The sequence below is a fragment of the Streptomyces sp. NPDC054794 genome (assembly GCF_053611585.1).
This window is the reverse complement of the sequence record NZ_JBSHAQ010000014.1, coordinates 109309-130683: the sequence shown is the minus strand read 5'-3', so window position 1 is coordinate 130683 and position 21375 is coordinate 109309. Positions and strand designations below refer to the sequence as shown.

17 protein-coding genes are annotated in these 21375 nt (G+C 73.5%); 9 read left to right on the top strand and 8 right to left on the bottom strand.

Annotated elements, in window-relative coordinates; translation table 11 throughout:
* Positions 1 to 283 precede the first annotated feature (283 nt).
* Positions 284 to 1690, top strand: a complete 1407-nt coding sequence (locus ACWGKT_RS17300) for an MFS transporter (RefSeq protein WP_453274287.1) — start codon at positions 284 to 286, stop codon at positions 1688 to 1690.
* 54 nt (positions 1691 to 1744) lie between these two features.
* On the opposite strand, the gene ACWGKT_RS17295 is transcribed toward ACWGKT_RS17300, so the two are convergent.
* From ACWGKT_RS17295 to lnt, 4 genes are all read right to left on the bottom strand, one after another.
* Positions 1745 to 3712 carry a helix-turn-helix domain-containing protein gene (locus tag ACWGKT_RS17295; RefSeq protein WP_453274286.1) on the bottom strand — a complete coding sequence of 656 codons (1968 nt, stop codon included), beginning with the start codon at positions 3710 to 3712 and terminating at the stop codon, positions 1745 to 1747.
* Positions 3713 to 3788: 76 nt separating this feature from the next.
* A complete protein-coding gene (locus ACWGKT_RS17290; RefSeq protein WP_453274285.1) occupies positions 3789 to 4589 on the bottom strand; it encodes a 3-hydroxybutyrate dehydrogenase in 801 nt (266 codons plus the stop codon).
* A gap of 54 nt (positions 4590 to 4643) precedes the next feature.
* Entirely contained in the window at positions 4644 to 5123 is a 480-nt protein-coding gene (locus ACWGKT_RS17285) for an NUDIX hydrolase (RefSeq protein WP_356151400.1), read from the bottom strand.
* 101 nt (positions 5124 to 5224) lie between these two features.
* A complete protein-coding gene (gene lnt, locus ACWGKT_RS17280; RefSeq protein ID WP_453274284.1) occupies positions 5225 to 6838 on the bottom strand; it encodes an apolipoprotein N-acyltransferase in 1614 nt (537 codons plus the stop codon).
* A 232-nt stretch (positions 6839 to 7070) separates the two neighbouring features.
* On the opposite strand from lnt, the gene ACWGKT_RS17275 reads away from it, so the two are divergent.
* Complete coding sequence (locus ACWGKT_RS17275; RefSeq protein ID WP_356151404.1) at positions 7071 to 8105, top strand: O-antigen ligase family protein; 1035 nt, start codon at positions 7071 to 7073, stop codon at positions 8103 to 8105.
* A 49-nt stretch (positions 8106 to 8154) separates the two neighbouring features.
* Here the strand turns inward: ACWGKT_RS17275 and ACWGKT_RS17270 are convergent, their stop codons facing one another.
* Positions 8155 to 8718 carry a hypothetical protein gene (locus tag ACWGKT_RS17270; protein ID WP_356151406.1) on the bottom strand — a complete coding sequence of 188 codons (564 nt, stop codon included), beginning with the start codon at positions 8716 to 8718 and terminating at the stop codon, positions 8155 to 8157.
* A gap of 125 nt (positions 8719 to 8843) precedes the next feature.
* Positions 8844 to 9629 carry a glutamate racemase gene (locus tag ACWGKT_RS17265; protein ID WP_453274283.1) on the bottom strand — a complete coding sequence of 262 codons (786 nt, stop codon included), beginning with the start codon at positions 9627 to 9629 and terminating at the stop codon, positions 8844 to 8846.
* A gap of 57 nt (positions 9630 to 9686) precedes the next feature.
* On the opposite strand from ACWGKT_RS17265, the gene ACWGKT_RS17260 reads away from it, so the two are divergent.
* On the top strand, positions 9687 to 10862 hold the full coding sequence (locus ACWGKT_RS17260) for a glycosyltransferase (RefSeq protein ID WP_453274282.1): 1176 nt from the start codon (positions 9687 to 9689) through the stop codon (positions 10860 to 10862).
* A gap of 49 nt (positions 10863 to 10911) precedes the next feature.
* Here ACWGKT_RS17260 and ACWGKT_RS17255 read toward each other — a convergent pair whose 3' ends face one another.
* Positions 10912 to 12198 carry a TerD family protein gene (locus ACWGKT_RS17255; protein WP_453274335.1) on the bottom strand — a complete coding sequence of 429 codons (1287 nt, stop codon included), beginning with the start codon at positions 12196 to 12198 and terminating at the stop codon, positions 10912 to 10914.
* A gap of 299 nt (positions 12199 to 12497) precedes the next feature.
* On the opposite strand from ACWGKT_RS17255, the gene ACWGKT_RS17250 reads away from it, so the two are divergent.
* The 4 genes from ACWGKT_RS17250 to ACWGKT_RS17235 all read left to right on the top strand — a co-directional run bounded on the left by ACWGKT_RS17250 (position 12498) and on the right by ACWGKT_RS17235 (position 17244).
* Entirely contained in the window at positions 12498 to 12938 is a 441-nt protein-coding gene (locus ACWGKT_RS17250) for a DUF6643 family protein (RefSeq protein ID WP_356151410.1), read from the top strand.
* Positions 12939 to 12980: 42 nt separating this feature from the next.
* Positions 12981 to 13805, top strand: a complete 825-nt coding sequence (locus tag ACWGKT_RS17245; RefSeq protein ID WP_453274281.1) for an MOSC domain-containing protein — start codon at positions 12981 to 12983, stop codon at positions 13803 to 13805.
* A 231-nt stretch (positions 13806 to 14036) separates the two neighbouring features.
* Positions 14037 to 14642, top strand: a complete 606-nt coding sequence (locus tag ACWGKT_RS17240; protein ID WP_453274280.1) for an Rv1733c family protein — start codon at positions 14037 to 14039, stop codon at positions 14640 to 14642.
* Positions 14643 to 14805: 163 nt separating this feature from the next.
* The gene (locus tag ACWGKT_RS17235) at positions 14806 to 17244 is read left to right on the top strand and encodes a right-handed parallel beta-helix repeat-containing protein (protein WP_453274279.1); all 2439 of its coding nucleotides are present in this window, start codon (positions 14806 to 14808) and stop codon (positions 17242 to 17244) included.
* Positions 17245 to 17278: 34 nt separating this feature from the next.
* Here ACWGKT_RS17235 and ACWGKT_RS17230 read toward each other — a convergent pair whose 3' ends face one another.
* Complete coding sequence (locus ACWGKT_RS17230) at positions 17279 to 19702, bottom strand: hypothetical protein (protein ID WP_453274278.1); 2424 nt, start codon at positions 19700 to 19702, stop codon at positions 17279 to 17281.
* Positions 19703 to 19994: 292 nt separating this feature from the next.
* On the opposite strand from ACWGKT_RS17230, the gene ACWGKT_RS17225 reads away from it, so the two are divergent.
* Together ACWGKT_RS17225 and ACWGKT_RS17220 are read left to right on the top strand one after the other, a co-directional pair.
* The gene (locus ACWGKT_RS17225; protein ID WP_453274277.1) at positions 19995 to 20825 is read left to right on the top strand and encodes a DeoR/GlpR family DNA-binding transcription regulator; all 831 of its coding nucleotides are present in this window, start codon (positions 19995 to 19997) and stop codon (positions 20823 to 20825) included.
* A 71-nt stretch (positions 20826 to 20896) separates the two neighbouring features.
* Positions 20897 to 21361, top strand: coding sequence for an SRPBCC family protein (locus ACWGKT_RS17220; protein ID WP_453274276.1), 465 nt, complete (start codon positions 20897 to 20899; stop codon positions 21359 to 21361).
* Positions 21362 to 21375: the final 14 nt, after the last annotated feature.

Genomic DNA, 21375 nt, shown 5'->3' with positions numbered 1-21375 from the left:
GCCGATCAACTCCAGATGTGCGAGTTCAACGGAGCGTAGTCAGCACCAAACCAGCACGGGAGTCAGCACCGCACCGTCAAATCACCCCGAACTGCGCGTCCCGGACAGCACTCGTTTCGGCCATCTTCGAGCCCCTGAACCGCCCATCCGTGAGCTGGCATGGTGGCCGCACGCATAGCTAACGCTCGAACTATGTTGTCCCGCCACATGTGCGCCTGACCTGCGTCTTCCTACGGTGTGCCGACACGTACCCGTCCCCACCGCACACGAGGAAGTGGCGCACATGGCCTCCGCAGCATCCGCTCCCCCGACGCCCGCACCCCCCGCCGACCTGAAGCGCGTGGTCGCCGCCAGCCTCATCGGCACCACCATCGAGTGGTACGACTTCTTCCTGTACGGCTCCGCGGCCGCGCTCGTGTTCAACAAGCTGTTCTTTCCGGACTCCGACCCGCTCGTCGGAACCCTGCTGTCGTTCCTGACGTACGCGGTCGGCTTCGCCGCCCGCCCGCTCGGCGCGCTGGTGTTCGGGCACTACGGTGACCGGCTCGGGCGGAAGAAGCTGCTGGTCCTGAGTCTGCTGCTGATGGGCGGGGCGACGTTCGCGATCGGCCTGCTGCCGACGCACGCGAGCGTCGGCAGCGCCGCCCCGGTGCTGCTGACGGCGCTGCGCCTGGTGCAGGGCTTCGCGCTCGGCGGCGAGTGGGGCGGGGCCGTCCTCTTGGTGTCGGAGCACGGGGACGCCCGGCGGCGCGGGTTCTGGGCGTCGTGGCCGCAGACGGGCGCGCCGGCCGGTCAACTGCTGGCGACCGGTGTGCTGTCGCTGCTCACCGCCGTGCTGTCGGACGAGGCCTTCGGCAGCTGGGGCTGGCGGATCCCGTTCCTGCTCTCCGGTGTCCTGGTCGTCGTCGGTTTGTGGATTCGGCTCTCTGTCGATGAATCGCCGGTCTTCCAGGAGGCGCGGGAGCGGGCCGAGGCCCGCCGGGCGGCGCGCGACGGGGATGCCGAGCAGCTGCCGCTCGTCTCCGTGCTGCGGCACCACTGGCGGGACGTGCTCGTGGCGATGGGCGCGCGCATGGCGGAGAACATCAGCTACTACGTCATCACCGCCTTCATCCTCGTCTACGCCACCGCCTCCGCCGGCGTCTCCAAGCAGACGGCGCTGAACGCCGTACTCATCGGCTCCGCCGTGCACTTCGCGGTGATTCCGGCCTGGGGCGCGCTGTCGGACCGGGTGGGACGCCGGCCCGTGTACCTGCTGGGTGCGGCCGGGATCGGTCTGTGGATGTTCCCGTTCTTCTCGCTCGTCGACACCGGCTCCTTCGGGAACCTGGTGCTGGCCGTGACCGTGGGACTGGTGCTGCACGGCGCGATGTACGCGCCCCAGGCCGCCTTCTTCTCGGAGATGTTCGCGACCCGGATGCGCTACTCCGGCGCCTCCATCGGCGCCCAGTTCGCCTCCGTCGCGGCCGGCGCGCCCGCGCCGCTCATCGCCACCGCGCTGCTGTCGGACTACGGCAGTTCGACGCCGATCGCGCTGTACGTGATCGCGGCGTCGGTGCTGACGCTGGTCGCCGTGGGCGTCGCCCGGGAGACCCGGCACCGCGACCTCGCCGACGTCGCGGGCGACGGGCAGGCCCTGGCCGGACCGGAGACCGCCGCGTCGCGGGCGGCGGACGCGCGCACCGTGTGACGGACCGCGGCAGCACCGGCCCCGTACGACCACTCGTACGGGGCCGGTGCCGTGTCAGTGCCGGTTCGGCGCCGCCAACCGCTGCAGCCGCAGGGCGAGTTGGATCTCCAGGGCGCGTGCCGGGTCCTGCCAGTCCTCGCCGAGGAGGCGGGCGACACGCTCCAGCCGCTGGGCGACCGTGTTCACATGGACATGGAGTTCGTCCTTGGTCCGGGCCGGGCTCATGCCGCAGGCGTAGTACGCGTCGAGGGTGCGCAGCAGTTCCGTACCGCGCCGCTCGTCGTACGCGACCAGCGGGCCGATGGTGCGCTCGACGAAGCCGGCGACGTCCCGTTCACCCGCGAGGAGCAGCCCGAGGAAGCCGAAGTCCTCGGCCGCGGCGCCGTCGCCCAGGCGGCCGACCAGGCGCAGCGCGTCCAGGCAGCGGCGGCCCTCCCCGTAGGCGGCGGCCACGGTGTCGGGGTGTGCGAAGAGGTCGGTGACGGGGGCGGAGGAGCCCACGGTGACCGGCTCGTGGACGGCGCCGCCCAGGTGGCGGGCGGTGCGGCGGGCCACGTCGGTGGCGGTGTCGCCGTCGCCCAGGGGCAACAGCAGGACGGTGCCGCCGTCGCGGGCGGCCGCGAGGCCGTGCCGGGTCGCGGCGAGGTGCGAGGCGGCGGCCCACAGACGGCGGCGGGCGTCGGCCTCCTCCTCGGCGTCGGTCGCCAGGCCGTCGAGGCGGGCGGCCAGGACGACATGGGTGGCGTCGAGGTCGGCACGCAGCCGCAAGGCACGGTCGCGCAGCAGGCGCGGGTCGCGGTCGCGGGCGTCGAGGAGGTCGTCGAGGAGTTCGCCGCGCACGCGCTGCTCGGCCTCGGCGGCGGAGCGGCGGGCGAGCAGGAGCAGCGAGGTGACCATCGCGGCGCGCTCCAGGGTGCGCTGGTCGACGGGGTCGAGGCCGGGCTGGCCGCGCAGCACCAGCGCGCCGAGCAGTTCGCCGCCGGCGGCGACGGCGGCGATCCAGTCGTCGCCGTGGCGCACCGCGTGGCCCTCGGCGCCGGAATCCTCCAGCGGCTGCGCGGGTGCGGCGCCCGTCTCGACGAACTCGACCGTGCCGTCGAGGACTTCGGAGACCGCCGCGGCGACGTCGTGCACTCCGCCGCCGCGCAGGACGAGTTCGGCGAGGCGGTCGTGGACCTCCGAGGCGCGCTCGATGACCCCGCTGCGGTCCCGGATGATCTCGTTGGCGTGCTCCAGGCCGGCCAGGGCCGAGCGGGTCTCGGTGAGCAGGTTGGCGGTGTCGATGGCGGCCGCGGCGAGGGCGGCGAAGGAGCCCAGCAGCGCGATCTGCTCCCGCTCGAAGACCCGGGCCCGCCGGTCCGCCGCGAACAGCACGCCGATGACGTGCGGGCCCAGCATCAGCGGCACCCCGAGAATGGCGACCAGTCCCTCGTCCCGTACACCGGCGTCGATGCTGAGGGTGTGCTGGAAGCGGTCGTCCTTGAAGTAGTCGTCGGTGACGTACGGCCGGGCCGTCTGGGCGACGAGGCCGCCGAGTCCCTCACCCATGCCGAGGCGCAGCTGCTGGAAGCGGGCCGCGACCGAGCCCTCGGTCACCCGCATGTAGGTGTCGCCCCGGACGGGGTCGTTGAGGCTGAGGTAGGCGATGTCCGTGCCGAGCAGCGAGCGGGCGCGCTGCACGATCGCCTGCAGGACGGCGTCCAGGTCGCGGAGGCCCGCCAGGTCGTGCGCCGTCTCGAACAGGGCGGACAGCTCGGCCTCGCGCCGCCGCCGTCCCTCCAGGTCCGCGCGGACCCGCAGCGCGAGGAGCTTGGCGTGTTCCAGCGCGGCGATCCGGTCGGCCGGGCGGCCCTCGGCGCGGGCGAGCAGCACCGGCTGCTCGTACGCCTCCGGCGAGGCGCCGCGGGCGAGGAGGTCGAGAAAGGGGGTCTCGGCGCCGCCGTCGGGGGTGACGGCGGTGCCGGTCGGCGTCCCGGCACCGGAGGCGGGACGCCCGGCGGACTGCACGTGATCGCGGGACATGCTCACAGGATTCCGCATCGTCCGTCCGTCCCGTCAGGCCTGTGGACAACTTCCGGCCCCGCGGGCGCCGGGTCGCTCAGTGTGCCGTCCAGCCGCCGTCCAGCACCAGTGAGGTGCCGGTGACGAAGGAGCCGTACGGGCCGCACAGGTAGGCGACGGCCTCCGCGACCTCCTCCGGCTCGATGAGCCGTTTGACCGCGCTGTCCTGCAGGAGCACCTCCGCCAGTACGCGCTCCTCGGGGATGCCGTGCGCCCGTGCCTGGTCGGCGAGCTGCTTCTCGACCAGGGGGGTGCGCACATAGGCCGGGTTCACACAGTTCGAGGTGACTCCGTGGGGTGCCCCTTCCAGAGCGGCCGTCTTGGACAGCCCCTCCAGACCGTGTTTGGCGGCCACATAGGCCGACTTGTAGGCCGAGGCACGCAGACCGTGTACCGAGGACACGTTGACGATGCGGCCCCAGCCCTGTCCGTACATGTGCGGCAGCGCGCCGCGCACGAGGCGGAACGGCGCCTCCAGCATCACGGTGAGGACGGTGTGGAAGACGTCGGGCGGGAACTCCTCGATGGGGCGCACCAGCTGCAGCCCCGCGTTGTTGACCAGGATGTCCGTGCCGGCGGCGGCGAGTTCCGCCGCGTCCAGGTCGGTGAGGTCCAGCACGTGCGGTTCGACGCCGCCCGGCAGCCCCCGGGCCCCGTCGGCCAGCTCCTCCAGGCCCGCCGCGTCCCGGTCGACCGCTCTCACCTTGGCACCGGCGGCCGCCAGCCGCAGCGCACAGGCGCGGCCGATGCCGCCGGCGGCGCCGGTGACGAGGGCGGTGCGGCCGCCGAGGTCGAGCGTGGGGGCCTGCGGGCCGGGCGGGTTGCTGGGCGAGGTCATGGACCGACCCTAGGCAGCTCCCCCACCCGGCCACATGTGGTCACACCCCATACTTCATTCGAAACTCGTAGGGCCGAACCATGTGGGTTCGTCGGACAGGGCCTGCTTGATCCGGACGAGCTGGTGGTCGTCCATCTTGGGCAGGGCGTCCACCTCGAACCAGCCGACCGCCAGGGACTCGTCGTCGTTGACGCGTGCCTCGCCGCCGACGGCCCGGCAGCGGAAGGTGATGTCCATGAACTGGCAGATGTCGCCGTTGCCGTAGGTGACGCGCTGGCTGGACCTCACCATGACGACCCGCTCGGCGACGCACCGTACGGCCGTCTCCTCGTAGACCTCCCGCACGGCGGCGGCCGCGGGCTGCTCGCCGGGGTCCGGAATGCCGGAGAGCACCGCCCACTGGTGGTTGTCCGAGCGCTGGCCGAGCAGTACCCGGCCCTCGTCGTCGAAGACGACGGCGCTGACCCCGGGGAGCCACAGCAGCTGGTGACCGGCCGAGGCCCTGATGGTGCGGATGAAGTCAGGAGTAGCCATGGAACCGACCCTAACGGGCCGGTTCCGGTCGTTCCTGTCCCTTCCCCGGGGCGTCCACGGATGCCCCGGGCGCGTACGCCGGGCGTACGACCGAGGGACGGCTACGCGTCACCGGCGCGACGCGCGCGCAGTCCGGCCCCGATCGCCCAGCCGATACCGCCCGCGGCGACCAGCACCAGGGCGATCTCGGGGAGGATGCCGAGCCGGGTGGCGGGCGTCTCGGAGGAGCGCAGCGGCACCTTCTGGACCAGGTAGTCGGGCACGAACATGCCGGTCTTCTGGGTGATCTTCCCGTCCGGCATGATGAACGCGCTGACGCCGCTGGTCACCGGCACGGTCACGGTGCGGCTGTGCTCGACGGCCCGGACCCGGGACATGGCGAGCTGCTGGTAGGTCATCTCGCTGCGGTCGAAGGTCGCGTTGTTGCTGGGCACGGAGATCATCTGCGCGCCGTGGGTGACGTTGTCCCGCACAGCCCAGTCGAAGGCCGCCTCGTAGCAGGTGGCGAGGCCGACCTTGGCACCGTCGATGTCGAACACGCCGGGCTTGGTGCCGCGGCTGAAGTCCTGGCGGACCATGCTGGTCCAGTTCTTGTTGATCGCCCCGATGACCGACCGCAGGGGGAGGTACTCGCCGAACGGCTGGACCTGCCGCTTGTCGTAGGTCTGCGTGGCTCCCTTGGCCGGATCCCACAGGATCTGCTCGTTGAGCAGCTTGCCGTCCCGCTCGACGACGCCGCCGACCGAGATGGGCGCGCCGATCGCCTTGGCCGCGTCGTCGATGACGATCGCCGCGTCGGGGTTGGCGAAGGGGTCGATGTCGGAGGAATTCTCCGGCCACAGGACGTAGTCGGGCTTGGGGGCCTTGCCCGCCTTGACGTCGGCAGCCAGCTTCATGGTCTCGCGCGCGTGGTAGTCGAGCACGGCGCGGCGCTGGGCGTTGAACTCCAGCCCGGAGCGCGGCACGTTGCCCTGGATGACCGCGACCGTCGCGGTGCCGTTCTCCGCCGCGTCGCTGACCAGCGACCGCGCGGCCACCGCGCCCGCGACGGGGACGGCCACGCTCAGCAGCGCCGCGGCCGCGGCCGCCTTGCGGACGGCGCTGGTGCGGCGCCCCTCGACGACCAGGCGCCCGACCTCGTACAGACCGAAGCCGCACAGCACGACCGCGAAGCCGAGCACCGGGGTGCCGCCCACCGCGGCGAGCGGCAGGAAGACACCGTCGGCCTGACCGAAGGCGATCTTGCCCCAGGGGAAGCCGCGGAAGGGCACGCGCGCGCGTACCGCCTCGCCCGCTATCCACACGGCGGCCGCCCACAGCGGCCAGGCGGGCAGCCGGGAGACCGCGGCGACGCCCACGCCGACCAGCGCGACGAAGACCGCCTCGATGGCGACCAGCGCGAGCCACGGTCCGGGGCCGACCTCCACGCCGGTCCACACCAGCAGCGGCAGCAGGAAGCCGAGGCCGAAGACATAGCCGAGGCCGAACGCCGCCTTCCACCTCCGGCCGCGCAGCACCCAGGCGAAGCCGGCGAAAGCGGGCAGGGCCAGCCACCACAGGGTGCGCGGCGGGAAGCTGACGTACAGGAGCACGCCGCAGAGCGCGGCGGCTGCGGCCGGGACCAGACGCCGGAGCAGGCGGATGCCGCGCGCGCTGGGCGCGGGCACCGGCTGGAGCTGGTCCGACTGGTCCACGGAGGTTGCGGTGACGGTCACGCCGCGAGTGTACGGCCGGTGACCTTGCCGCCGACAGCACGGTCCGGACGGCGGGACCCGTCGCCGCACCGCCCACGCGCCACATCGTTCCTGCGCAACTCGTGCACAAAACGGTCATCAGCCGTTACGGTGTGCCGGAACCCGTGTCGTGCGGTCGGTCACGTTCCGCGCGCGGGGTCTGCCACAGGTCGGGGGACCAGGTACGAGGGGCGACGGGGTGGGGTCGACGGGTATGACGTCCGCGACCGGTGCGGATACGGACAGCGACAGACGAAACGTTTCTGACGCGGCGGGCGTGGCGGTGCTCGGAGGCTGCGCCGCGTGGTCCCTGATCACCGCGGCGGCGCACGAGGGACGGCCGGAAGGCGTCCTGCTCGCGATACTCGCGGTGGCCGCCGGCTATGCCTCGGGCCGGATCTCCGGGGCACTGCTGCCGGTCGCCGCACCCTGCGCCGGGGCGCTCGCCGGGCTCGGGCTCGCGGTGGCCATGCCCCGGCTCGCCCCGGGGCCGCAGTTCGACGCCCCGCTCGGGCACGCCGGCGCCACGGCGGCCCTGCTGACCCTCGCCGCCGGCGCCGCGTGCTGCGCCGCCTGGGCCACGCCCGTGCCCAGCCTCCGGCTGGCTCTGCGGCTGCTCGCCGTCGCGATCGCGGTGACCGGGGCGGCGACCGGCTCGACCACCGGCTGCGTCCTGGCCGCGGCCGTCGTCCTGAGCTCACTCGCGGCCGGCCGGATGGGCCGCGGCCCGGGCCTGCTGTGGCTGGCCCTGGCGGCGGTCCTGGTCACCGGCGCGACCTGGGCGGTGGCCGGGAGCTTCCTGCCGGACGGGCTCGCCGCGTCCCTGGAGGGCCAGCTCACCCCACGCCGCGTCCAGCTGTGGCACGACGCCCTGCACCTGGCCCGCCACGACTCCACCCTGGGCATCGGGCCCGGCCGCTTCGGCGAGCTGAGCACCACCGCCAACCAGGCGCTCCTGCCCGACGGCAAACCGCACTCGGCGCCCCTGCAGCAGGCGGCCGAACAGGGACTGGTCGGCGTGCTGCTCCTGGCGACGGCGTTCTGCTGGGTGCTGTACGCCCTGGGGCGCACGCCCCGCTCCACACCGGTGGCGCTCACCGCGGGGGCCGCCCTGACCGCGCTGGCCGCGATCGCCGCGGTGGGCGACGCGCTGAGCTTCACCACGGTGTCGGTGGGGGCGGGCCTGCTGGCCGGTATGGCCACGGCCCGGCCGCTCGCCGCACTGCCTCAGGGCGGTGATCCCCGGTGACGCACGGGTTCTTCGCGGCCCCGGTGAGGGCGGTCGCGAGCGCGCTGCGTCAGCGCGCGGGTCCCGAGGCGATCGTGCGCAGCCGGTCCCTGATGGCCCGGACGGCCGACTCCGCATCGTCCACGGTGATCGTGAACGTGTGGCCGTCCCACAGGCGCAGGACCACGCCCTCGCCCCGGCGCACGACGACCGCGGTGCCCTTCTCGGGCCGCCAGCGGTAGCCCCAGCCGCCCCAGTTGCGCGGGGTGACGTGCGGCTCGAAGTCGGCGCCGGCGACCTGGTTCAGCGGGATGCGGCGGCGGGGCACGCCCATGTGGCCGCAGCGCACCTCGACGCACTGCTTGTCGAGCTTCAGGTCGACGTGCACGAACGCGAGGGTGCCGAAGAGGACCAGCAGTCCGGCGGCGATGCAGCCGATGACGGACATGGCCAGCGGGGCGACGCCGGACGTCCAGGCCGAATCCACGGCCAACTCGATGCCGAGCGCCATGCAGGCGGCCCCGACGAGCGCGAGCAGCCACTGCATTCTGTTGGTGGCGCGCCCCGTCCACACCTCGGGGCGAGAGGTGTTCTCGGCGTCCTCGGCGACCTCATCGTGGGACCGGTCCCTCATGTTTATGAGGTTACCCAGGTTTCGCTGCGCGGGTACCGCGTCGCGCAGGGTGACCGCTCCGGAATGACCGGAACGGGCCCGCCGACCGCAACGGAGCCGCCGACGGGGTACCCGGCGGCCGGGGGTCAGCCGGCCGGGGTGACGGCCGGCAGGAGCCTTCCCTCGGCGTAGTTCAGCGCGGGCACGGGCAGCTCGCCCTCGCGACCGCTCAGCAGCACCGTCAGGGCGCCCTCGGCCGGAGCCTCGGGGGCGGGCACCTCGCCGATCCGGCGCAGCGCCTGGGCGGCCACCGCCCCGGCGGAACCGTGCAGCACCAGCGCGGGTGCGTTCGGCCGCTGCACAGCGGCGCGGATACGTTCCGCCACCAGCTCGTAGTGCGTGCAGCCCAGGACGACGGTGGTCACGTCGTCGGGGGTCAGTTCGGCGGCCGCGGCTACGGCGCGGTCGATGGCCGCCTCGTCCGCGTGCTCCACGGCTTCGGCCAGTCCCCAGCAGGGCACCTCGGTGGCCGGGACGCCGTCGGCGAACGCCTCGATGAGTCCGCGCTGGTAGGGGCTGCCGGTGGTGGCGGGCGTCGCCCAGATCGCGAAGGGGCCGCCGCCGGCCGCCGCCGGCTTGATCGCCGGGACCGTGCCGATCACCGGGATACCGGGCTCCAGGAGGGTCCGCAGGGCGGGCAGCGCGTGCACGGTCGCGGTGTTGCAGCCGACGATGAGCGCGTCCGGCCCGTGCGCGGCCGCGGCTTCGGCGACGGCCAGGGCGCGCTCCGTGAGGTCCTGCGGCGTGCGCGGTCCCCAGGGCATGCCGTCGGGGTCCAGGGAGAGCACGAGATCCGCGTCGGGCCGCAGGCGCCGTACCGCGGCGGTGGCCGCCAGGAGGCCGATTCCGGAGTCCATGAGCGCGATCTTCACCCGGCCACGATAGACGATGGCCCCCGGCGGCCAGTCCCGGTGGGGCAGACTGCGCGAGTGAGCGCCATCGCGTGGACCGCCGCCGTATCCCTCGCCGCCTGGCTGTGGCTGCTGCTCTGCCAGGGCTTCTTCTGGCGCGCGGACGTACGGCTGCCGCCCCGCCGGGATCCCGCCGACTGGCCGTCGGTGTGCGTCGTCGTACCGGCGCGCGACGAGGCGCCCGTGCTGCCCGCCAGTCTGCCCTCGCTGCTGGCGCAGGAGTACCCCGGGCGGGCGGAGGTCTTCCTGGTCGACGACGGCAGTACGGACGGCACCGGGGAACTGGCCCACGAGCTGGCGCGGCGGCACGGCGGGCTGCCGCTGACCGTGGACTCCCCCGGCGAGCCGCCCGCGGGCTGGACCGGCAAGCTGTGGGCGGTGCGGCACGGCATCGCTCTGGCACGCGCGCGTGACCCCGAATATCTGTTGCTGACGGACGCGGACATCGCCCACGCGCCGGACAGCCTGCGTCAGCTCGTGGCCTCGGCGCGCACCGGGGACTTCGACGTGGTCTCGCAGATGGCCCGGCTGCGGGTGGAGAGCCTGTGGGAGCGGCTCGTGGTGCCCGCCTTCGTCTATTTCTTCGCCCAGCTGTATCCGTTCCGCCGGATCGGCCGGAAGGGGTCGCGGACGGCGGCCGCGGCGGGCGGCTGCGTCCTGGTGCGCGCGGACACGGCGGTGCGCGCGCGGATCCCGGACGCCATCCGGCATGCCGTGATCGACGACGTGGCCCTCGCCCGCGCCGTGAAGGGTGGCGGAGGCCACATCTGGCTCGGGCTGGCCGAGCGGGTGGACAGCGTGCGCCCCTATCCCCGGTTGCACGATCTGTGGCGGATGGTCTCGCGCAGCGCGTACGCGCAGCTGCGGCACAACCCACTGCTGCTCCTCGGTACGGTCGCCGGTCTCGCCCTGGTGTACCTGGTCCCGCCGGCCGCCGTCCTTGCGGGCGCGGCGACGGGCAGTGCGGCGGCCGTGGTGGCCGGCGCGGCGGCGTGGCTCGTGATGACGGCGACGTACGTGCCGATGCTCCGCTACTACCGGCAGCCGCTGTGGCTCGCTCCGCTGCTGCCCTTCACCGCGTTCCTGTACCTCCTCATGACAGTCGATTCCGCGGTGCAGCACTACAGGGGGCGCGGCGCCGCCTGGAAGGGGCGCACGTACGCCCGCCCGGACGCCGTGCCCGACGAGGGCTGACCGCGGCTTCTCCTTATGTACGTACGGCATGTACGTATACGTACGGCGGCTACTTGCGGCCGGGGGTCCAGTTCATCCCCCACCCGTAGGCGCGGTCGACGGTCCGCTGGGGGCTGACCCCGCGCTCCGGGACCAGGTAGCGCGCCTCGCGCTGGACGACGAGGTCGCCGCCCGTGTTGGTGAGCAGGGCCAGCGCGCACACCGTGGAGGGCACCGAGCACTCGTCGAGCGAGAAGTCGATGGGCGCGCCGTGCTGGGGCTGGAGGGTGACCGTGGCGTGCAGGTCGGCGAAGGACCGGGCACCTTCGTAGATGGTCACGAAGACGAGGATGCGCCGGAAGTCCCGCGTGTGGTCGAGGTTGACGGTGAGGTTCTCGCCGCTCGCCACGGCACCGGTGCGGTCGTCGCCGTCGAGGTGGATGTACGGCGGCCGGTCGAGCGATCCGAAGGCGTTGCCGAGGGCCTGTACGACTCCTTTGCGGCCGTCGGTGAGTTCGTACAGGGCGCACAGGTCGAGGTCGAGGTCCGCGCCGCGCTTGCTGCCCCAGCCCGAGGCCTGCCGGAGCATCTGCCAGTTGAGGTTGACCCGCAGGGCACCCGAGGTGCCGCCCTGCTTGGCCAGCGACACCGAGGGGGCCGCCTTGGTGAGCGTCACCTTGGTGAGGCGGACGGACTGGGCGGGCGGTGCCGTGGGCGGGGGCGGCGGCAGGTGCACCGGGGGTCCCGAGGGCGGGGGCAGGTGGGCCGGCGGGGCGGTCGGGGGCGGCATGGTCACCGGGGGTGCCACCGGTGGGGCGGCGGGAGGTGCCGGGTGCTGCGGCTCGTCCACGGTGATCCCGAAGTCCGTGGCCAGGCCCTCCAGGCCGCTGCTGTAGCCCTGGCCCACGGCGCGGAATTTCCAGCCGCCCTGGCGGCGGTAGAACTCGCCGAGCACGAACGCCGTTTCCACCGTGGCGCCGGCACTGTCGAAGCGGGCGACCACGCCACCCCGGCCCGCGTCCTGGACCTCGATGTACAGGTCCGGCACCTGCCCGAACGTTCCGCCGTCGGCGGAGGCCGCGAGGACCACCCGCTCCACGGCGCCCTCCACGCGCGCGAGGTCGACGAGGAGCGAGTCGGTGACCCGCCCTCCGGCGTTCCGCTTACCCTCGTGCCGGACCGCGCCGGAGGCGTGCGACGGCTGGTTGTAGAAGACGAAGTCGCCGTCGGAGCGCACCTTTCCCTCCGCGAGGAGCAGCGCCGAGGCGTCCGCGTCCGGGATGCCGGGTCCCGAACGCCATCCCAATTCGACGCGCAGGGCCGTTGTCGGCACCGGCGCATTCGAACCCTTCGACATTGACATGTACGCCCCCATCACGTGTCGCAGCGCCAGGCTGCACCCCGGCCGTTCATTGTCGTCTCTACCCGCCCAACCTATTCCCGGCGGCCGGCGAACTCCCATGATCCGATCAGGAAGATCGCTGGCCAACCCCCGGTAACCCGCCAGGAACTCGGCCTTTACACGATCAGAACGCTGATCGCCGTCCTTTTTTGCCAAGTTCGCTCGGATTGGGGATGCCCGGTCACTGCCGACACGGAAAACAACCCTCTTATCGGTCTCCCCAACCAGCACATCGTGGGCTTAACTTATGTGCCATGACCTCCCCCCGCTCCACTTATGGCGGCGGCTACTACTCCGCCTCCTTCCCGGACACTCCGATCTACGACTCGCTCGTGGCCGAGCGGGGCACCCCGCAGATCGCCCCGATCCGGGTCCCCGCCGCATACGACACGCCGGGCAGCAACCTGCCCGCGCTGCCGTCGGCACTCCCCGCCCTCCCGGCGGGTCCGTCTCATCACGCACCCGCCTATGGCTACCCGCAGATGCCGCAGCCGGCTCCGCTGCAGCAGGCGCCCGCCGCGTACATCCCCCAGCAAGCCACCGCGCCCCGGGGCTACCCCGGCCCGCAGGCCCAGCAGCCCCGCCCGATGGCGACGGGCACCGGTTACGAGGCGATGCGCCCCGCCGCCCCGCGGCCCATGCAGGCTCCGTACCAGGACCCGTACAACAACCAGCAGCAGTACCGCGGCTACTGACCGGCCTCCCCCGCTGTCGGTGCCACCTGGCACGATGGCGTCATGGGGAACGCCGAGCTGCAGTCGATCCACGTCCATCCGGTCAAGGCATTCCGGGGCACCTCGCCCCGGGAGGCCGTGGTGGAGCCCTGGGGGCTGTCCGGGGACCGGCGCTGGGTACTGATCGACGACGGGGGAAAGGTCGTCACACAGCGCGAGCAGCCGCGCCTCGCGCTGGCCGCCGCCGAGCTCGTGCCCGGCGGCGGCGTCCTGCTCTCCGCGCCCGGACGGGCGCCACTGACCGTGTCCGTCCCGGAACCGGTGGGCACGGTGACCGTGAACATCTTCGGCACCAAGGTGGAGGCCGCGCCGGCCGATGAGGCCGCGCACGCCTGGTGCGGCGACTATCTGGACGCGGACGTCCGCCTCGTCCACATGGACGACCCGGCCACCCGTCGCCCGGTCGACCCGGACTACGCGCTGCCGGGCGAGACCGTGAGCTTCGCGGACGGCTTTCCGCTGCTCCTCACCACCACCGCCTCCCTGGACGCCCTGAACTCGCTGATAGCGCAGGGCGACCGCGCCCATGAGGGCCCGCTGCCCATGAACCGCTTCCGGCCGAACGTGGTCGTAGCCGGCACGGCGGCCTGGGCCGAGGACGACTGGTCCCGCGTCACCATCGGCGACGTGCCCTTCCGCGTGGCCAAGACGTGCGGGCGGTGCGTGGTGACCACGACCGACCAGGCCACCGCCGAGCGCGGCAAGGAGCCGCTGCGCACGCTCGCGCGGCACCGCCGGTTCGGCACCAGCCTCGTCTTCGGTCAGAACCTCGTCCCCCTGTCGACCGGCACGATCCGGGTGGGAGACCCGGTCCGGGTTCTCGGCTAGGACTCCAGGACCGGGCGGTCCGTGCCCGGGGAGGGGGCGGCGGGGACGATTCCGCGATCGGGGTGCCGCACGGGGAACCGGAGGCCGGGGCCCGGTCGTTGGGGGTCGTGGGACGTTCATGGTGGGTCCCGGTCGCGGGGGGGGCGAGGTGATGTCGCTCTCTTCGACCGGGCTCGCGGGTGAGCGGCTCCGCAGGGGGTTGTCGGGGAGCGGGAAGGGGGGTGCGGGACGGTGCGAACCATCAGCGGCCTGTGGCGCTGGCGGCGCAATCCGCTGCGCCGCACGACCGATCTGGTCGAAGCCTGGGTGGCCCTCGTGGCGCTGCTGCTGATCGCGGTGGCCGCCCCCGTGATCGGGTCGCTCGTGGGTGCCAGGGCGCAGGACTCGCTCCAGCGGTCCGTGCGCGACCAGCGGCACTCCCGTCATCTGGTCCCGGCCACCGTGGTGCGGATGCTGGAGCGCGCCCGCCTGGAGCCCGACCCCGACTCGTCCACGGCCCATGAGTACCGCACCCGTGTCCTGGCCGACTGGACCGGGCCGGACGGCACCCGGCAGCACGGCCCGGTCCTGTCGGGCCTCAAGTCCCCGCACAAGGGCGACCACTTCGTGGTCTGGACGGACGCCCACGGCCGAATAACCACCCGGCCGCTGGACTCCGCGACGGCGACGACGCACGCCGTGCTCGCCGGGTTCGGGGCGGCCGCGCTGACCACGGGGGCCGTCGAGGGCGGCAGGCGGCTGATCCTGTGGCGCATGGTCCGCCGCCGGTACGCGCGTTGGGACCAGGCCTGGGACCGTGCGGGCCCGGACTGGGGCAGGGCCGGCACCGGCAGCTGACGGCCTTCCGCCTCTGGTCAACCCACTGGCCGCCCGCACGCTACGGTGGACCGGCCGAAGCTTTCGGCATCGACCCGCGCGGGAGCGAGCCGCAGGGGTGCGGCTGTAGCGTCCCGACGGCGCACACGCCATCAGTACGACGAGGTGGGGGCACGGCAACGCCATGGCACAGGGCACGGTCCAGGTGACGCACACCGGCACATCGCGGTGGCGGCGCCGCACGGGTGAGTACGCTTCGCTCGCCGCCGCCCTGGAGGCAGCCGCCGACGGCGACGTCCTCACCATCGCCCCCGGCACCTACCGGGAGAACCTCGTCGTCGAGCGGGCGGTGACGCTGCGTGGGCCCGAGGGCTCGCCCGGCTCGGTGCGCATCGCGCCGGTGGACGGGGTCCCGTTGACCGTGCGCGCCTCGGCCGTGGTGCAGGACCTGCACGTGGAGGGCCAGGACGTGGCGGCGCCCGCGCTCCTGGTCGAGGAGGGCACGCCGGAGCTGACGGACATCCGGATCGTCACCCGGTCGGCCACCGGCATCGAGGTGCGCGGCGGAGCGCGCCCGACCGTGCGCCGCTGCACCGTGGACAACCCGGCGGGGATCGGCATCGCCGTACTCGACGGCGGCGCCGGGGTGTTCGAGGACTGCGAGGTGGTGGCGGCCGGTCAGTCGGGCGTCGCGGTGCGCGGCGGCGGGCACCCCCGCCTGGACCGCTGCCGGGTGCACCACACCTCCGGCACGGGCCTGATGGTCACCGGGGAGAACTCGGCGCTGGAAGCGGTGGGTTGCGAGATCTACGAGGTCCGCGGCTCCGGAATCCAGGCCACCGCGCGGGCCACCGCCCACCTCACCGACTGCGACGTGCACCGCACCACCGCCGACGGCGTCACGCTCGACACGGACGCCGTGCTCACGCTCGCCGACTGCCGCATCCACGACATCCCGGAGAACGCGGTCGACCTGCGCTCCCGCTCGGTCCTCACGCTGACCCGGACGACGGTGCGTCAGTTCGGACGCAACGGCCTGTCCGTGTGGGACCCGGGCACGCGCGTGGACGCCAACCAGTGCGAGATCTTCGACAGTACGGGCGACTACCCGGCGGTGTGGGTGAGCGACGGCGCCACGGCGGTGCTCGACTCCTGCCGGGTGCACGACGTGCCGGACGCGCTGTTCGTGCTGGACCGCGGCTCCCGCGCGGACGTCGTCGACAGCGACCTGTTCCAGGTGCGCAACACGGCCGTGTCGGTGAGTGACGGCGCCACGGCGCAGCTCGACGACTGCCGGATCCGGGACGCGGCCACCGGGGCGTGGTTCCGCGACCACGGCAGCGGCGGCACCCTCAACAACTGCACGCTGGACGGCGCCCAGACCGGCGTGATCGTCACCAAGGGCGCCGACCCCACCATCGAGCGCTGCACGGTCGACTCCCCCGCGGAGGCGGGCTTCTACGTGTCGGCCGGGGGTCGCGGCAACTTCCTGGGCTGCCGGGTGACGAACAGCGGCGGCTACGGCTTCCATGTGATCGACGGCTGCCGTACGACGCTGAAGAAGTGCCGTACGGAGCGGTGCGCGCGCGGGGGCTACGAGTTCGCGGACGGCGGCGCGGAGTCGGGGTCCGGCACGGGCCCGGTCGTCGAGGACTGCACCAGCGACGAGAGCGGCGGCGGGGTCAGGCCGCCGGCGGCCCGCGAGACGGTCACGCAGACGGCGGGGCAGTCCGCCGGTCTGCTGGGTGCGATCCCGGGGCAGCGCAGCACCGAGCAGGAACCGCTCGTCACCGCTGCGGCGCCGGAGCCGGCCCGGACCTCCAAGGCCGTGCTCGGCGAACTCGACGCGCTGGTCGGCCTGGAGAGCGTGAAGCGCGAGGTGCGGGCGCTCACCGACATGATCGAGGTGGGCCGGCGCCGGCAGCAGGCGGGACTGAAGGCGGCCTCGGTCAAGCGGCACCTGGTCTTCACCGGCTCACCCGGCACCGGCAAGACGACGGTCGCCCGGCTCTACGGCGAGATCCTCGCCTCCCTCGGCGTGCTGGAGAAGGGCCATCTCGTCGAGGTGTCCCGGGTCGACCTGGTCGGCGAACACATCGGCTCCACCGCGATCCGCACCCAGGAGGCCTTCGAACGGGCCCGCGGCGGCGTGCTGTTCATCGACGAGGCGTACGCGCTGTCACCGCAGGACGCGGGCCGTGACTTCGGCAAGGAGGCCATCGACACGCTGGTGAAGCTGATGGAGGACCACCGGGACGCGGTCGTGGTGATCGTCGCGGGATACACGGCGGAGATGGAGCGGTTCCTGTCCGTCAACCCCGGGGTGGCGTCCCGCTTCTCGCGGACCATCACCTTCAGCGACTACGGCCCCGAGGAGCTGCTGCGGATCGTGGAACAGCAGTCCGACGAGCACGAGTACCGGCTGGCGCCGGGCGCGCCCGAGGCCCTGCTGAAGTACTTCACGGCGATCCCCAAGGGCCCGGCCTTCGGCAACGGCCGTACCGCACGCCAGACGTTCGAGGCGATGGTGGAACGGCACGCGAGCCGGGTGGCCCAGCTCGACGACCCGAGCACGGACGACCTGACCCTGCTGTACGCGGAGGACCTGCCGGAGCTGCCCTGACCGTGCCAGTCCGGCGTGTCCTGCCGTAGGGGCGCTAGGACGCCGGGTCCGGTCGCTGGCCCGGCAGTTCCGGGCGGAGCCGGGCCAGCAGTCGCTCCCGTTCCTGTGCGAAGGCCGGGTCCGCCTGGTAGTCGGAGTGGCCGAGGATCGGGGCGGGCAGCGGGTGCCGGCCGGTGCGGCCGTAGGCGAGGGGGTCCTTGAGCGGCTCGTGGTCCACGTCCGGGCCGCTGCCGCCGGGGACGCGGACCGGTCCGCCGATCGGGTCGGTGAGGCGGTAGAGGTTGCGCCAGCAGGCGACCTCGCGGTGCAGGGAGCGGAGCGCGGCCGGGCCGAAGTAGGCCGGGAACCAGCGGCCGTACAGGCGCTCCAGCGGGGAGCCGTAGGTCAGCAGCCCGACCCGCCCGCGGTCGGACGGTCTCAGCTGCCAGGCCGCGGCGGCGGCGAGCACGCTGCCCTGGGAGTGGCCGGAGATGATCAGGCGTCCGCCCGTACGCCGCGTCCAGGTCGCCATGCGCCAGGTCAGGTCCGGCACCGCGCGCTCGGCGTAGCAGGGCGGCGCGAAGGGGTGGGCGGCGCGCGGCCAGAAGGTGCCGACGTCCCAGAGGATGCCGATGGTGCGGCGCGCGGAGGCGTCCTTGTAGGCGCGGCGGCCCCAGGTGACGAAGAGTACGAAGCCGAGTCCGACCAGCCAGGAGCCCAGGTTCTGTGAGGTCTCGGCCGCGCCCTGGACGACGGCGTAGGTGTGCCGCGTGGCCTCGCCGGGCGTCCTCTCGGTCACCTCGGCGCCCACCAGCGCTCCGGCGCCGAGCAGCAGGGTGGCGGCGGAGAGGACGGCGACCACGAGGGGCACCCGGTCGGTGAGGGCGGCCGTCGCCCGGGTGCGGGCGATGCGGCGGGTGCGCGCGAAGTCCTCGGGCTCTCCCGTGTGGTCGAGCTCCACCTCGCCGCGTTCGGCGCGGCTGAGCAGCCAGGTGCGCCAGGACAGCCAGCCCGCCAGCGCCAGCAGGGCCGCGAGGAGGGGCGGGATCACCGAGGCCTGCCAGGTCAGGAGTACGGGTGGGCCGTCGATGGAACCGCCGGTGCCGTCGAGCCAGTCGGCCACGCGCTGCGCGACCCCGCCCGACATCACGCCGCCCAGCGCGCAGGCCAGCAGGGCCACCGCGGGGCCGGCGAGGCCGCGCATCGCGGCGCGCCGGTCGGGGCGGCGGCGGTGCAGTGCGTGGGCGACCACGCCGAGGGCGACGACCAGGGCGCCCTGCGCCAGCGCGATGCTGCCGAACGCGGCGTCCCCCGGCAGTCGTCCGGTGCCCCGCCAGCCCGGACGCGACCAGCCGGCGTAGCCGAGGGTGAGGGCCAGCAGGACGAGGGCGCCGAGCGGCAGCCGTCGTACGAGGTGCTCGTCGAGCTCCTGGTCGAGGCGGTTCTCGCTGCGACCCCGTCGGCACACCACGAAGACCACGGCGGCCGCCCAGGCCGACAGGGCCACGGTCAGCAGCCAACCCGCCGCCTCCAACGCCGCGGGTCCGTCGGCCCGGCGGTCGAAGACCACCGCCGGCGTCGCCACGGCCGCGGCGACCGTGAGCAGCCCCGCCGCGGTGTGCGCGCCCCGCAGCCGCGCCACCAGCCGCCGCCCGTACCAGAATCCGGGCCGCCCGAGCGAGGTGCGCCCCGCGGATTCGTCCACTCCAGTACCACGAGAACCATCGGAACCACCGACCCCGATGCCCTCGGCAGCCGCACCCGTCCCACGCGCCTCCCGCTCCTCCCCCTCTTCCTCTTCGTCGCGTGCCATCGGCTTTTCCGACTCGTACGCGGTCCATGTGCGGTGCGAGAGGTACCAGAGGAGGGTGGTGAGGGCGGTGGGGATCAGGGCGGCGGGGGCGAGGCGGCGGCCGGGGTGGCTCCACCAGCCGTCGCCGGAGACGGCCGGCGAGAGGAAGCCCAGCCAGGAGTGGCGGCGGGCGCAGGCGGCGGAGCCCGCGCACTGCCAGGCCGCGAGGTCCAGCGCGACCTCGCAGGCCGCGGCCACCAGCAGCACCGTCAGCGTGAGCCCGGCGAGCCGCACGAGCAGCCCGTAGAACCGCACCGTCCGCTCCCGCCCGCGCACGACGGGCTGCATCCAGTGGGCGAGGTTGACGACCATGAAGGGCAGCAGCAACAGCCACAGGGCGCGGGCGCCGTTGCCGGAGGTCAGGTTGCACCAGACGTAGGCCTCCGGCACCGGTCCGTCCCGGTGGTCGCCCGGTCGGGCCTCGGCGTCGGCGTCGTCGGCGCGCCGGAAGACGGCGGCCGTGTCGTCGCCGGTGATCCGCACCGTGCGCGGATCACCGAGCATGTGTTCCGGTGTGGTGCCACCGACCCCGTGGACCAGGAGTTCCAGGTCCGTCCCGGCTTCGCCGGCCGGCACGACGCTGCCGTTCACCGCGCCCTTGGTGGTTCGTCCCTGCGCACGCTCCACTGTTCTCGCACTTCCCCCGTGAGGCGCCGTCCGCATGTGTCCGTGCGGGCTTGAGATCGCCGCTCCCGGTGTGCCGTACACCTCCGCGCACGGAATCTCCCCCATCCGTGTGACATCCGACGGGACGCGCGCTGCCCCGATGACATGAGCGCGTCGGTGCGCAGAGTGGCGCAACCGGGACCCTCCCGTGAAAGGATGGGACGCCCGCGCACCAAGGTCAGCCGGAACAACCTGGTCGGAGCAGGTGCGAGGGGCGAGTCGGACGGCTTGAGGCGAAAGGACCGGAGCGTACGTGAGTGAGAATCAGAACCTCCTCGCGGAGCAGCGCCGCGCCCTGATCCTGGACGAGGTCCGCCGGCGCGGCGGCGTGCGGGTCAACGAGCTGACCCGCAAGCTCGGCGTGTCGGACATGACCGTGCGCCGCGACCTGGACGCGCTGGCCCGCCAGGGGGTTCTGGAGAAGGTGCACGGCGGTGCGGTGCCGGTCGTCGAGGCCAGCACCCACGAGCCCGGCTTCGAGGCCAAGTCGGGGCTGGAGCTGAGCGCCAAGGAGGACATCGCGCGGGTCGCCGCCGAGTTGGTCACGCCCGGCACCGCGATCGCCCTGTCGGGCGGTACGACGACCTACGCGCTGGCGCACCACCTGCTCGAAGTGCCCGACCTGACCGTGGTCACCAACTCGGTACGGGTCGCGGACGTCTTCCACGCGGCGCAGCGCACCTCGGGCCAGCGGCAGGGAGCGGCCACGGTGGTGCTGACCGGCGGGGTGCGCACCCCCTCGGACTCGCTCGTGGGCCCGGTGGCCGACCAGGCGATCGCGGCGCTCCACTTCGACCTGCTGTTCCTCGGTGTGCACGGCATATCGCTGGAGGCCGGCCTGTCGACGCCGAACCTCGCGGAGGCCGAGACCAACCGGCGGCTGGTGCAGTCGGCGCGGCGGGTCGTGGTGATCGCCGACCACACCAAGTGGGGCACGGTGGGCCTGAGTTCGTTCGCCGCGCTGGAGCAGGTCGACACGCTGGTCACCGACGCGGGAATGCCGACGGCGGCGCGGGCGGAGATCTCCGAGCACCTGCGGCGGCTGGTGGTGGCGGGCGAGCCCGAAGAGGATACAGACATCTGACGGCCCGTCAGCTAGGGTGAACCGGCCCAACGGCCCGTTCGCTGCCGGGATTTCACGAGGGGGTGTCGTCCATGGCTCACCACCTGCGTCCGGTGGGGCTCGACTTCGTCGAGACCGCGCCCGTACGTCTGGTGTTCGCACGGGAGATCGCGGCCGCTCCGGACACGGTCTTCCACGCGCTCGCCGAGGACGTGCCCGGTTGGCCCGAGTGGTTCTCGGCGGTGGCCGCGGCCCGGTCGACCGAGGGCGGGCGCGAGGTACGGCTGCGGGGCGGCACACGGTTCGGGGAGACGATCCTGGCGGCCAAGTCGCCCGAGGTGTACGCCTACCGCGTGGACGTGACCAACGCGCCCGGCACCCGGGCCTGGGTGGAGGAGTGGCGGCTCACCCCGGCCGGCACCGGCACCCGGGTGCAGATGACGTTCGCGGTCGACGGAACCGCCGCTTTCCGCTTCGTGTTCCGTCTGGCCCGTGCGGGCGTGGGCCGCTCGTTCCGCGGAGCGGTCACCGCCCTGGACCGGCGCCTGGCCGCCTGAGTCCCCAGGAACCG

Excerpts from the sequence above, each read along its gene's own strand:
- ACWGKT_RS17300 (WP_453274287.1), top strand. The coding sequence starts at position 284 with ATGGCCTCCGCAGCATCCGCTCCCCCGACGCCCGCACCCCCCGCCGAC.
- ACWGKT_RS17295 (WP_453274286.1), bottom strand. The coding sequence starts at position 3,712 with ATGTCCCGCGATCACGTGCAGTCCGCCGGGCGTCCCGCCTCCGGTGCC.
- ACWGKT_RS17290 (WP_453274285.1), bottom strand. The coding sequence starts at position 4,589 with ATGACCTCGCCCAGCAACCCGCCCGGCCCGCAGGCCCCCACGCTCGAC.
- ACWGKT_RS17285 (WP_356151400.1), bottom strand. The coding sequence starts at position 5,123 with ATGGCTACTCCTGACTTCATCCGCACCATCAGGGCCTCGGCCGGTCAC.
- ACWGKT_RS17275 (WP_356151404.1), top strand. The coding sequence starts at position 7,071 with ATGACGTCCGCGACCGGTGCGGATACGGACAGCGACAGACGAAACGTT.
- ACWGKT_RS17270 (WP_356151406.1), bottom strand. The coding sequence starts at position 8,718 with ATGAGGGACCGGTCCCACGATGAGGTCGCCGAGGACGCCGAGAACACC.
- ACWGKT_RS17255 (WP_453274335.1), bottom strand. The coding sequence starts at position 12,198 with ATGTCGAAGGGTTCGAATGCGCCGGTGCCGACAACGGCCCTGCGCGTC.
- ACWGKT_RS17250 (WP_356151410.1), top strand. The coding sequence starts at position 12,498 with ATGACCTCCCCCCGCTCCACTTATGGCGGCGGCTACTACTCCGCCTCC.
- ACWGKT_RS17245 (WP_453274281.1), top strand. The coding sequence starts at position 12,981 with ATGGGGAACGCCGAGCTGCAGTCGATCCACGTCCATCCGGTCAAGGCA.
- ACWGKT_RS17235 (WP_453274279.1), top strand. The coding sequence starts at position 14,806 with ATGGCACAGGGCACGGTCCAGGTGACGCACACCGGCACATCGCGGTGG.
- ACWGKT_RS17220 (WP_453274276.1), top strand. The coding sequence starts at position 20,897 with ATGGCTCACCACCTGCGTCCGGTGGGGCTCGACTTCGTCGAGACCGCG.